11 protein-coding genes are annotated in these 12106 nt (G+C 41.5%); 5 read left to right on the top strand and 6 right to left on the bottom strand.

Features of this window, described 5'->3' with window-relative positions:
- Window positions 1-199 precede the first annotated feature (199 nt).
- A complete protein-coding gene (gene serB / locus LPH68_RS18960) occupies window positions 200-1429 on the top strand; it encodes a phosphoserine phosphatase SerB (RefSeq protein ID WP_008017556.1) in 1230 nt (409 codons plus the stop codon).
- Window positions 1430-1475: 46 nt separating this feature from the next.
- Window positions 1476-2738: a DEAD/DEAH box helicase gene (locus LPH68_RS18965; protein WP_008022427.1), complete on the top strand. Its 1263-nt coding sequence runs from the start codon at window positions 1476-1478 to the stop codon at window positions 2736-2738.
- 82 nt (window positions 2739-2820) lie between these two features.
- Here LPH68_RS18965 and LPH68_RS18970 read toward each other — a convergent pair whose 3' ends face one another.
- From LPH68_RS18970 to rfbC, 3 genes are read right to left on the bottom strand one after another with little or no spacing between them, the layout of a single operon-like run.
- The gene (locus tag LPH68_RS18970) at window positions 2821-3618 is read right to left on the bottom strand and encodes a DUF4738 domain-containing protein (protein ID WP_004315345.1); all 798 of its coding nucleotides are present in this window, start codon (window positions 3616-3618) and stop codon (window positions 2821-2823) included.
- A 35-nt stretch (window positions 3619-3653) separates the two neighbouring features.
- Window positions 3654-4967, bottom strand: coding sequence for a UDP-glucose/GDP-mannose dehydrogenase family protein (locus LPH68_RS18975; protein ID WP_004315344.1), 1314 nt, complete (start codon window positions 4965-4967; stop codon window positions 3654-3656).
- A gap of 26 nt (window positions 4968-4993) precedes the next feature.
- Complete coding sequence (rfbC, locus tag LPH68_RS18980) at window positions 4994-5542, bottom strand: dTDP-4-dehydrorhamnose 3,5-epimerase (RefSeq protein ID WP_004315343.1); 549 nt, start codon at window positions 5540-5542, stop codon at window positions 4994-4996.
- A 90-nt stretch (window positions 5543-5632) separates the two neighbouring features.
- Here rfbC and LPH68_RS18985 point away from each other — a divergent pair, with 90 nt between their 5' ends.
- Together LPH68_RS18985 and LPH68_RS18990 are read left to right on the top strand one after the other, a co-directional pair.
- Complete coding sequence (locus LPH68_RS18985) at window positions 5633-6721, top strand: SPOR domain-containing protein (protein ID WP_120144584.1); 1089 nt, start codon at window positions 5633-5635, stop codon at window positions 6719-6721.
- 18 nt (window positions 6722-6739) lie between these two features.
- Window positions 6740-7273, top strand: coding sequence for an FHA domain-containing protein (locus LPH68_RS18990; protein WP_008640176.1), 534 nt, complete (start codon window positions 6740-6742; stop codon window positions 7271-7273).
- Window positions 7274-7342: 69 nt separating this feature from the next.
- Here LPH68_RS18990 and LPH68_RS18995 read toward each other — a convergent pair whose 3' ends face one another.
- Together LPH68_RS18995 and LPH68_RS19000 are read right to left on the bottom strand one after the other, a co-directional pair.
- Window positions 7343-8782 carry a tagaturonate reductase gene (locus LPH68_RS18995; RefSeq protein ID WP_004316196.1) on the bottom strand — a complete coding sequence of 480 codons (1440 nt, stop codon included), beginning with the start codon at window positions 8780-8782 and terminating at the stop codon, window positions 7343-7345.
- Window positions 8783-8808: 26 nt separating this feature from the next.
- Window positions 8809-9876, bottom strand: coding sequence for a substrate-binding domain-containing protein (locus tag LPH68_RS19000; protein WP_004316195.1), 1068 nt, complete (start codon window positions 9874-9876; stop codon window positions 8809-8811).
- A 198-nt stretch (window positions 9877-10074) separates the two neighbouring features.
- On the opposite strand from LPH68_RS19000, the gene uxaC reads away from it, so the two are divergent.
- Window positions 10075-11481 carry a glucuronate isomerase gene (gene uxaC, locus LPH68_RS19005; RefSeq protein WP_004316194.1) on the top strand — a complete coding sequence of 469 codons (1407 nt, stop codon included), beginning with the start codon at window positions 10075-10077 and terminating at the stop codon, window positions 11479-11481.
- A 65-nt stretch (window positions 11482-11546) separates the two neighbouring features.
- On the opposite strand, the gene LPH68_RS19010 is transcribed toward uxaC, so the two are convergent.
- Window positions 11547-12023 (bottom strand): HXXEE domain-containing protein, encoded by a 477-nt coding sequence (locus tag LPH68_RS19010; protein WP_151923853.1) that lies wholly within the window; start codon window positions 12021-12023, stop codon window positions 11547-11549.
- Window positions 12024-12106: the final 83 nt, after the last annotated feature.

Raw genomic sequence — 12106 nt, forward strand, 5'->3', positions numbered from 1 at the left:
CTTTTCAGGCATCAGGCGAAGAGGAATCCGCTGATTATCAGAGCCTTTATTTTTGAAACCGGGTGCAAAGGTAAGTAAATATTAAATTAACTTCCAAGTAAATAAGCAAAAATCTCACTTTTTGGGTATAACTTTTTATGTTATTTAGCATAAAAACGAACTTTTTTCTCTACTTTTGCAGAGTTAAAGTCTATTTTTTATGCAACCATCAAATACTGAATTGATTCTGATTCGAGTTACCGGCGAAGATCGTCCGGGACTGACTGCTTCTGTGACTGAAATCCTTGCCAAATATGATGCTACGATCCTTGACATCGGCCAGGCAGATATTCATAATACATTATCGTTGGGAATTCTGTTCAAGAGCGAAGAAAGACACTCCGGATTCATTATGAAGGAACTCCTGTTCAAAGCTTCTTCATTGGGAGTGACCATCCGGTTTGAACCTATCACCACCGAACAATATGACAACTGGGTAGGCATGCAAGGAAAAAACCGCTATATCCTGACAGTATTGGGACGCAAACTTTCCGCCCGCCAGATTTCTGCCGCTACAAGCATATTAGCCGAACAGGGCATGAATATAGACGCTATCAAGCGTCTGACAGGTCGCATCCCGTTGGACGAATGTCAGACTGATACACGCACCCGGGCTTGCATCGAATTTTCAGTAAGAGGTACTCCGAAAGACCGCATTGCCATGCAGGAGAAGCTGATGAAACTGGCCAGCGAACTGGAAATGGACTTTTCTTTCCAACAGGATAATATGTACCGCCGTATGCGCCGCCTGATTTGTTTTGATATGGACTCTACCTTAATCGAGACAGAAGTGATTGACGAACTGGCTATCCGTGCCGGTGTAGGCGACGAAGTGAAAGCCATCACGGAAAGCGCCATGCGTGGAGAAATAGACTTTACAGAGAGCTTTACCCGTCGCGTAGCCTTATTGAAGGGGTTGGACGAATCGGTAATGCAGGAAATAGCCGAGAACTTGCCTATCACAGAGGGTGTAGAGCGACTGATGTATGTATTGAAGAAGTACGGTTACAAGATCGCTATCCTTTCGGGAGGATTCACTTATTTCGGCCAGTACCTGCAAAAGAAATACGGTATAGATTATGTCTATGCCAACGAATTGGAAATCATCGACGGCAAACTGACCGGACGTTATCTGGGGGATGTAGTAGACGGAAAACGAAAAGCCGAACTGCTCCGCCTCATTGCACAAGTGGAAAAGGTGGATATTGCACAGACCATCGCCGTAGGAGACGGAGCCAACGATCTTCCTATGCTAGGAGTTGCCGGACTGGGAATCGCCTTCCACGCCAAGCCCAAAGTGGTGGCAAATGCCAAGCAATCAATCAACACCATTGGACTGGATGGAGTACTCTATTTCCTCGGATTCAAAGATTCTTACTTGAATATGTAATTAGACCAAAAAATAGATTATCTTTGCTGACAAATAAAATAAAAGAATGAAGTTTTCCGAACTACAATTAAATGCAAATGTGCTTGAGGCGCTTGATGCCATGCGATTTGACGAATGTACGCCTATACAAGAACAAGCAATTCCAATCATACTTGAGGGTAAAGATTTGATCGCAGTAGCACAGACAGGGACAGGTAAAACAGCCGCGTTTCTGCTTCCTGTATTGAACAAATTATCTGAAGGTAAACATCCGGAGGATGCGATTAATTGTGTCATCATGTCTCCTACCCGGGAATTGGCCCAACAGATCGACCAGCAAATGGAAGGATTTTCCTATTTCATGCCGGTATCGAGCGTTGCCGTATATGGCGGAAATGACGGAATATTGTTCGAACAACAGAAAAAGGGACTCACATTGGGAGCTGATGTTGTCATTGCTACTCCCGGACGCCTGATCGCCCATTTAAGCCTTGGATATGTAGATCTTTCCAAGGTTTCTTATTTTATTTTGGATGAAGCAGACCGAATGCTCGACATGGGATTCTACGAAGATATCATGCAAATAGCCAAATATCTGCCGAAGGAACGACAGACTATCATGTTTTCAGCAACAATGCCGGCAAAGATACAGCAATTGGCAAATACGATCTTAAACGATCCGTCAGAAATAAAGCTCGCTGTTTCCAAACCTGCGGAAAAGATTATTCAGGCGGCATACGTCTGCTATGAAAATCAAAAGTTGGGCATCATACGCAGTCTTTTTATGGATGAGGTTCCGGAACGTGTGATTGTCTTTGCTTCTTCCAAAATTAAGGTTAAAGAAGTTGCCAAGGCGTTGAAATCAATGAAGCTGAACGTAGGTGAAATGCATTCGGACTTGGAACAGGCTCAACGGGAAACGGTTATGCATGAGTTTAAAGCCGGACGAATCAATATATTGGTAGCTACGGACATCGTTGCACGTGGTATCGACATCGATGATATCCGCCTGGTTATCAACTTCGACGTGCCTCACGACAGCGAGGACTACGTGCACCGCATCGGCCGTACAGCACGTGCCAACAATGACGGGGTGGCACTTACGTTTATTAACGAAAAGGAACAGAGTAACTTCAAAAGCATTGAGAATTTTCTGGAGAAAGAGATTTATAAGATTCCTATCCCTGAAGGATTGGGAGAGGCTCCGGAATACAAACCGCGTTCGTTCAACAAAAACAGGAACGGGAATTTCTCTAAAAGAAAAGATTTCCGGGGAAAAAGAAACAACGGAGGGAAGAAAAGCAACTACCCTGCACCCAGGCAAAAATAAAATCTGTAATTCTTTGTTTGGATAGAATCTGTATTTCTTATTTTGAGAAACCTGATTTCTATTTGAATAGAATGTAGAGTCCTTATTTGGATGAAGTAATCTCCAAATCGCCTTTAAAGCTCACTTCCATATTTACAACGCTATATATGGAAGTTTCCGGAATGGCTAAAACAGCTTGATAATGAAAACCATTCCGGTTTACTTTCACAAACTTTGTATCTGACAGGATTGATTGCGCCAGGAAATCCGCAGGAACCACTTTGTCGAACATCTGTTTGGTTATATCGCTGGCAAACAGGCTCTTTTTACCTTCATACACACAGATGTGCATCACATTATCATAGTACACATTATCCATACTAATCCCGTCTTCGGAATAAGTCGTCTTGATGACTCTCATTTTAGATGGATTGATATATACGTATGCACGATAGCGAGTGCCGTTGTAAGTCACTACACTATCGCGTTTGGTTACTTCCGTATAAGTCGGAACCACAAGTTCCTGACGGACAAAATAGATAGAATCATTGAGGTCTTCGGATTTATGCAGTTTTATTACATTATCCGTAATGGAATGAAACCAAAATATATGTTCTCCCTGCTTATCAATCTTGTAATAAGTGGTATCATTTCCATAAGTGTAAAGAATGTCCCGCATTATTTTAAATGCAATGGGAGTACTTTGTGCGTCTGCATAGTAGATGGTATCTCCTTCCACACGCATCAACGGGCTCTCCGTTTCATCGTCCAGCCAAATTCCCTGCAGTAACTCTTTTGCGCTAAGATCCTCTTTCTCCTGTTGAAGAGAATGGGGACTCTTATTGCCGCTACATGCCGCGAAAAGGATTGCCATTAACGATACAGCCACATTTTTCATCATCTATCTTAGTTTTGTATAAAGATACTCCTATTTTTTTATTTACCAATACAATGGTAAACAAATCCGAGCTCTTCCATCTCTTTTTTATCATATATATTACGTCCGTCCAACACAATCTGCTGGGCCATCGTCTTCTTGATAACGGCCCATGAGGGCAGACGGAATTCTTTCCATTCGGTAACCAGCATCAATACATCAGCATCCAGCACTGCATCGTACATATCACAAGCATAATAGATTTTTTCTCCAATTCTACGCTTGCACTCTTGCACGGCAGCCGGATCGTATGCACGCACCCGACAACCAGCTTCCAGCAATTTATCGATCAGGACTAATGCCGGAGCCTCACGCATGTCATCCGTTTCCGGTTTAAATGCCAGCCCCCACAAAGCAACAGTCTTACCTTGCAAATCACCATTAAACTGTTTCTTTAGCTTCTCAAACAGGACGCTTTTCTGTTGTTCGTTCACTTCTTCCACAGCACTAAGCACCCGCATACTATAACCGTTCTGTTCCGCAGTCTTAATCAATGCTTTCACGTCTTTAGGAAAACAGGAACCACCATATCCGATGCCCGGATACAGGAACTTACGTCCAATACGGGTGTCCGAACCTATTCCGCTACGTACCATGTTCACATCCGCGCCAACGATTTCGCATAAGTTTGCAATATCATTCATAAAGCTGATACGGGTTGCCAACATCGAGTTTGCCGCATATTTAGTCATTTCTGCAGATGGAATATCCATGAAAATCACACGGAAATTATTCAATAAGAATGGCTTGTATAGTTTGGACATCAATTTTTCCGCACGTGCCGACTCCACTCCCACTACCACACGGTCCGGGCTCATAAAGTCACTGATCGCATTTCCTTCTTTCAGGAATTCCGGATTAGAAGCCACGTCAAAATCAACTTTCACGCCTCTCTTATCCAATTCTTCCTGAATAACCGCGCGAACTTTACTGGCAGTACCCACCGGAACGGTACTTTTGGTAACTACCAGTTTATATTGTTTCATATTGCGACCAATGGTACGGGCCACCTCCAACACGTATTTCAAATCAGCGCTGCCGTCTTCATCCGGAGGGGTGCCAACCGCACTGAATATAACTTCCACGTCGTCCAGACAACTTTCTAATGAGGTTGTAAACTTCAATCGCTTTGCTTTCATATTACGGAGCACCATCTCTTCCAATCCATTCTCATAAATCGGAATATTCCCCTTTTGCAAAGATTCGATTTTCTCTTTATTCGTGTCTACGCACGTTACATTCACGCCAATTTCGGCAAAGCATGTACCTGATACCAGACCCACATACCCTGTTCCCACGATTGCAATTTTCATACTTAATCTATTGTTTGTTTAGAAATTCATTCAAAATAAGCGGCATCTTTAAAGGCAGTTCCCTCTCTGTCTTTCGCCGATAATACCATTTGCGAATCTGCCAACGGCCAGTCTATCCCCAACGTTTCATCATTATACAAAATAGAAGCTTCCGCCTGCGGAGCATACTTGTTATCTACCTTATACGTAAAAACGGCTTCTTCGCTCAAGACTGCAAAGCCATGAGCAAAACCACGGGGAATGAAAAATTGTCTCTTGTTTTCCTCACTAAGCAACACGCAGACGTGCTTTCCAAACGTAGGCGATGATTTACGCAAATCAACGGCAACGTCCAGCACTTTTCCTTTAAGAACACGAACCAGTTTCGCCTGACTGTATTCTCCTTTCTGATAGTGCAATCCGCGTAACACGCCAAAAGATGATTTCGACTCGTTGTCCTGTATAAAATCTACGGGACCAATATTGGCATCAAACTCTTCTTTCTTATAGGCTTCCATAAAATAGCCCCGTTCATCGGAGAAAACTTTAGGCTCTATCAGCCATACTCCGTCTATTTCCGTCTGTATATAGTTCATTATTGATAGTGATAAATAAAACGATGCAAAAGTAGTGAATTTTTCGAAGTTTTCTGGGATATATTCAATTTATCTCGTAATTTTGCAGACATGATTGAATTGGCACAACATATAGAGACTTTACTACTGGAAAACGATTGCGTCATTGTTCCGGGGTTTGGCGGTTTTGTAGCGCATTACTCGCCTGCAACCCGCATTAAGGAAGAAAATATATTTTTACCTCCTACCCGCACAATCGGCTTTAATCCTCAATTAAAACTGAATGACGGCGTATTGGTGCAATCTTATATGTCAGCGTATGACACGAGTTTTGCTGACGCCAGCCGCATAGTAGAAAAGGAAGTAAACGAATTCATCGGTCTCCTTCATGAAGAAGGAAAAGCCCATTTGGATAATATAGGCGAGATTCACTATAACATTTATGGTAACTATGAGTTTGTTCCTTATGACTATAAGATAACGACTCCTTCATTATACGGTCTCGACTCCTTCGAAATGCATGAACTTTCCGTTCTGCAACAGAAAGAAAAAGTATGGATACCGGCTCATCCGGAGAAGGAAAAGAAGACTTTTGAAATTAGTATCAATCGTGCGTATCTTCGCAATGCTGCAGCAATGATTGCTGCCATCGTATTGTTCTTTGCCTTTTCAACTCCGGTAGAGAATACAGACGTTCAAAAAAACAATTATGCACAATTATTACCCAGTGAGCTTTTTGAGCAAATAGAAAAGCAATCGGTTGTAGTAACTCCTGTGTATGTTAAGAGTGATGCAATGCAACAAGCTAAAAAGCTTTCCGCTACTGCTTCAACTTCTTCTTCAACGAAGACTTCATCCACTAAAAAGAATACAGCGGATAAGACTTCCAAGCCAATCGCAGTTAGAGAAGTGAAAGTGGCCAAACAGGAAACGGCAGCTACTGCCCCTGCGGTTAAATCTCCAGAAAGTGCCAATCATCCTTTCCATATCATAGTGGCAGGAGGAATCAGCCTGAAAGATGCAGAAGCCATAGCAACTCAATTAAAATCAAAAGGGTTTGCTAATGCAAAAGCGCTGAACATGGATGGAAAAGTACGTGTCAGCATCAGTTCATTCGACAACCGTAATGAAGCGACCAAGCAATTACTTGAGCTAAGAAAAAACGAAACTTATAAGAATGCCTGGTTACTGGCTAAATAAAAATCCCTTTTTAAAAGCATGAAACGAGTTCTTTGTCCTAAATGTGAGAATTACCTTTTTTTTGATGAAACCAAGTATAGCGAAGGCCAATCACTGGTATTTGAATGTGAGCATTGCGGCAAACAATTCAGCATCCGGCTTGGAAAGAGCAAAGTAAAGGCTCTTAGAAAGGAAGAAAACCTGGAAGAAGAAGCTGAATCTCATAAAGAAGAATTCGGATATATCACTGTTATCGAAAATGTATTCGGTTATAAACAGATATTGCCCTTACAAGAAGGTGACAATGTCATAGGCCGCCGTTGTGTGGGAACTTCTATCAATACGCCCATTGAAAGTGGCGATATGAGCATGGATCGACGCCATTGTATCATCAATATCAAACGCAATAAGCAAGGAAAACTTGTTTATACATTACGGGATGCTCCCAGCCTGACAGGTACTTTCCTCATGAATGAAATCCTAGGGGATAAAGATCGTGTACGCATTGAGGATGGCGCTATTGTGACTATCGGAGCTACTACATTTATCTTGCATGCGGCTGAACAAGAATAATCACCTGACAATATAAAAAATGCCACTGTTCTCTGAACAAGTGGCGTTTTTTTATATCCGGTCTTCTAATTACAGAATACCTTTCACAGTTTCAAGCATTCCCTTTTCCTGGATAGAATCCAAGTTTGCTTTTACAGCTTCTGCCAATCCCGGGATCTTATTCAAATCTTCTCCCCAGATAAAGTCAGCAGCCAGAACACCTTCGGTTACTTTCTTTGTACAACCAGTTGCCCAAAGTTCTTTCAGCAGGTTCATGATTTCAGGAGCATCATTTGGTACAATTTCAGCGCCGTCAGCACGTACACCACCTTTATAATAAGTAATGATAGCAGCCAAACCAAGTACCAGGCCTTTAGGAAGTTCGCCCTTACGTTCGAGATAAGTCTTCAATCCCGGTAAATCACGAGTTTCATATTTTGGGAAAGAATTCAGCATAATGCTTGTCACTGCATGATCTACGAATGGATTGTTGAAACGTTCCAATACATCATTGGCAAATTTCTCCAACTCATCTTTCGGTAAATTCAATGTTTCCATCAACTCATCGAACATTACTTTGTGGATATATTTACCAATAACCTCATGTTCACAAGCTTCACGCACAATATTCACACCAGAAAGATAAGCAACCGGAGAAAGAACTGTGTGCGGACCATTCAACAGAGTTACCTTACGTTCGTGGTAAGGAGCTTCCGAAGGAACAAACAACACATTCAGTCCTGCCTTATCAGCCGGGAACTCTTTGGCAACTTCCTGCGGAGCTTCAATCACCCACAGATGGAAGATTTCAGCCTGAACAACCAAGTTATCATCGTATTGCAGTTTTTCTTTGATAGCAGCAATATCTTTGCGCGGGAATCCCGGAACAATACGGTCTACCAATGTCGCATATACGCCACAAGCTTCTTCAAACCAAGTTTTAAACTCATTACCCAGGTTCCATAATTCAATATATTGATAAATAGTTTCTTTCAACTTATGTCCATTCAGGAAAATAAGTTCGCAAGGGAAAATAATCAAACCTTTTGTCTTATCACCATTGAATGTTTTGAAACGATGATACAGCAATTGAGTCAGTTTACCCGGATAAGATGAAGCAGGAGCATCTTCAAGTTTGCAAGACGGATCAAAAGCGATACCAGCCTCTGTAGTGTTTGAAATAACAAAACGCATTTCAGGTTGCTCTGCCAATTTCATGAACTCGTCATTTTGAGAATATGGATTCAGTGCACGACTGATTACATCGATCATTGTCAAGCTGTTAACAACTTCGCCTTTATCCAATCCTTGAAGATTAACATGATAAAGATCGTCTTGTGCATTCAGCATATCGACCATACCTTTATCAATGGGTTGAACCACTACTACGCTGCTGTTGAAGTCGGTTTTCTGGTTCATGTTGTAAATAATCCAATCAACAAATGCACGCAAGAAGTTACCTTCGCCAAATTGGATAATACGCTCCGGACGTTGTGTTTTAGGAGCAGTTTCTTTGTTTAATGCTTTCATGTTAGTTGTAATTTATAAAGTTGATATTATACAAATTCAAAATAAAAATCAATATTCTCCTTAATCAGGATGTCGATAGGCATATACTTTACAGGTTCAACAGACTTCTTAAACACAACATGGTCGCACAAAGCCTTCACCCCGCAATACCCTTGCAATCCCGGACGTTGCCCGATTAAATAATGCACATCACCTGATTTTAGCAACTCTACATTTGCTTTCAGAAGGTCATATCCTATCAGCCCTTTCATGCTACGTCCCGCATGACGGAGATACTCTCCCAACTGATACACCCTGGAATTAAATACAACTCCCAGCGCAGCCTTCGGATGTGCCCGGAAAAACTCATCTAATGTCTGTTGATTACTTTCCTGATCGGATTTATTGAGTATAACCTCATGGATTACCAGGTTGTTATATTCCTCGGCTATGTAACTCATAAAACCGTCCAAACGACGTTGCATCTGTATTTCAGCCGGATTATCTTTATTATTACTTAAAAACAAGACTAACTCCTGACCTTCTCCCGCCGAATAGTTGCGCATCAATATTTTTGCTGCAATATATCCGCTCTTATAGGAATCCTGCCCAATATACGTCAAGGCTCTCGCTTCTTCCATATTGAAATCAACAAAAGCATAAGCTATCTTATTTTCCTGCAGATAAGCTGTCAGCGCCAGCGTCTCTTCCCGGAAATTCGGAGAAATCAACACTGCGTCTACATTCTTTTCTTTTATAGCAAGGCAGGCTTCCTGATAACTTTTCTCATCTCCATGATGGTAACACAGATAATCTATACCCACATTAAAAGGACGCAACTCTTGCCGGGCACGCTCAATCCCCCCGACTACCGAATGCCAATAGTCATGTTCTATATAATAAGGTATCAGGCAGAGGAAAGAATATTTCTTTTTAGCAGCCAAACCGATAGCAAACACATTGGGTTGATAATGAATCTCATCCAGTACCTTTTGTACTTTAGCTTTGCTTTTGGGAGACACGTCGCCACGATTGTGCAACACCCTATCCACCGTTCCGGCGGAAACACCGGCCATACGGGCTATGTCTTTAATGGTATAGTTCTGGTCCTCCATAGTGCTAAAACTTAAATATTATAAATAATCGCTGCAAATATACGAATTATTTTGTTACTCCAAGTAAATTTTCTATTTTTGTGTTCGATAACGGTTAATAAAACTAAAACGAGATTTACGCCTATTAGCTTTAAAATCAATACGATATAGGTATAAATACAGAAAGTAATAATTTTATATACTTAAAACACAGTAATAATGAAGAACTTCATGGACGAAAACTTCTTGCTGCAAACAGAAACCGCGCAAAAGTTGTATCACGAGCATGCGGCTAAAATGCCGATCATCGACTATCACTGTCATCTCATCCCTCAAATGGTAGCTGACGACTACAAGTTTAAATCACTGACTGAAATCTGGTTAGGCGGTGACCACTACAAATGGCGTGCAATGCGTACAAACGGCGTAGATGAACGTTTCTGCACAGGAAAAGATACCACAGACTGGGAAAAATTCGAAAAATGGGCGGAAACAGTTCCTTATACTTTCCGTAATCCACTGTACCACTGGACTCACCTCGAATTGAAAACTGCATTTGGTATCAATAAAATATTGAATCCGCAAACAGCACGCGAAATTTACGATGAATGTAACGAAAAGCTGTCTCAACCTGAATATTCAGCTCGTGGAATGATGCGTCGCTATCACGTAGAGGTAGTTTGTACTACGGATGATCCTATCGATTCACTGGAATATCACATCAAAACACGTGAAAGCGGATTTGAAATCAAGATGTTGCCAACTTGGCGTCCTGATAAGGCTATGGCTGTAGAAGTCCCTGCTGATTTCCGTAGTTATGTAGAAAAGCTGGCAGAAGTTAGCGATGTTACTATCTCCAATTTCGATGATATGATCGCTGCTTTGCGCAAACGTCACGACTTCTTCGCAGAACAAGGTTGCCGTCTGTCTGACCATGGTATTGAAGAATTCTATGCAGAAGATTATACCGATGCTGAAATCAAGGCTATATTTAATAAGGTATATGGCGGCACAGAATTGACCAAAGAAGAAATTCTGAAATTCAAATCAGCCATGCTTGTTATCTTCGGTGAAATGGACTGGGAAAAAGGATGGACTCAACAGTTCCACTACGGCGCTATCCGCAATAACAACACCAAGATGTTCAAATTACTGGGCGCTGACACCGGTTTCGACTCTATCGGTGAATTCACCACAGCCAAAGCAATGGCTAAATTCCTTGACCGCCTGAATACCAATGGCAAATTGACTAAAACAATCCTTTATAACCTGAACCCATGCGCAAATGAAGTGATTGCAACTATGTTGGGCAACTTCCAAGATGGTTCTATCCCGGGAAAAATTCAGTTTGGTTCGGGATGGTGGTTCCTCGACCAAAAGGATGGTATGGAAAAACAAATGAACGCCTTGTCTGTGCTTGGTCTCCTAAGCCGCTTTGTAGGTATGTTGACAGACTCTCGTTCTTTCCTATCCTACCCGCGTCATGAATATTTCCGCCGTACATTATGTAACTTGGTAGGACGCGACGTAGAGAACGGAGAAATCCCTGCATCTGAAATGGAACGCGTAAACCAAATGATTGAAGATATCAGCTACAACAATGCTAAGAACTTCTTCAAGTTCTAACGGATTAGTAGTTACACTATAAAAAAGCCGCTACCAAATCGAATATGCTTTGAGTAGCGGTATTTTTATGTTCTATTATTACCATTCATCCAACTCCACAACTTAGGGCTTATCTTATGCATTAACAGTAGATTCACAACACAAACCACAACGCCGACAAATCCCCAAAGCAATGTTTCATTCAGCGTATAATAGTCTTTAACCTGAATAAACACCCAAATACAATACGGTAAACATAATACCGACGTAACAATAACAGGTATATACTTTCTTATCACCAAAAACTGAATGATATGCACTATCAGGTGCAAACCAAAGGCAATCAAACAACAATACCAAGCCGTCAAATCATTCATGCAGATTGACATAACCGTACAGGCTGATATAATTATAAACTCTTCCAATACCGTCAAGGCAAAAACCGGCGCATTACTCAAAGAATCTACTTTATCTTTCATAAAAGGGAAGCGCATGTACAACATAGCCTTGTTCTTATCCAACCATGTCGGAAGCATTATTATCTCTTCAAATTCATGAATCATGAATACGGGTCAGTCCGAAAACCCTGTGGATATGTTAAATTCACACTGTCAGTTTGCATAATCTAAACATAAAGAATGGTATA

This window comes from Bacteroides sp. 1_1_30 (genome assembly GCF_020982715.1).
Classification (GTDB): Bacteria; Bacteroidota; Bacteroidia; order Bacteroidales; family Bacteroidaceae; genus Bacteroides; species Bacteroides xylanisolvens.

Bases quoted from the DNA above. Each gene is read 5' to 3' on its own strand.
- serB (WP_008017556.1), top strand. From the start codon at position 200: ATGCAACCATCAAATACTGAATTGATTCTGATTCGAGTTACCGGCGAA.
- LPH68_RS18965 (WP_008022427.1), top strand. From the start codon at position 1,476: ATGAAGTTTTCCGAACTACAATTAAATGCAAATGTGCTTGAGGCGCTT.
- LPH68_RS18970 (WP_004315345.1), bottom strand. From the start codon at position 3,618: ATGATGAAAAATGTGGCTGTATCGTTAATGGCAATCCTTTTCGCGGCA.
- LPH68_RS18975 (WP_004315344.1), bottom strand. From the start codon at position 4,967: ATGAAAATTGCAATCGTGGGAACAGGGTATGTGGGTCTGGTATCAGGT.
- rfbC (WP_004315343.1), bottom strand. From the start codon at position 5,542: ATGAACTATATACAGACGGAAATAGACGGAGTATGGCTGATAGAGCCT.
- LPH68_RS18985 (WP_120144584.1), top strand. From the start codon at position 5,633: ATGATTGAATTGGCACAACATATAGAGACTTTACTACTGGAAAACGAT.
- LPH68_RS18990 (WP_008640176.1), top strand. From the start codon at position 6,740: ATGAAACGAGTTCTTTGTCCTAAATGTGAGAATTACCTTTTTTTTGAT.
- LPH68_RS18995 (WP_004316196.1), bottom strand. From the start codon at position 8,782: ATGAAAGCATTAAACAAAGAAACTGCTCCTAAAACACAACGTCCGGAG.
- LPH68_RS19000 (WP_004316195.1), bottom strand. From the start codon at position 9,876: ATGGAGGACCAGAACTATACCATTAAAGACATAGCCCGTATGGCCGGT.
- uxaC (WP_004316194.1), top strand. From the start codon at position 10,075: ATGAAGAACTTCATGGACGAAAACTTCTTGCTGCAAACAGAAACCGCG.
- LPH68_RS19010 (WP_151923853.1), bottom strand. From the start codon at position 12,023: ATGATTCATGAATTTGAAGAGATAATAATGCTTCCGACATGGTTGGAT.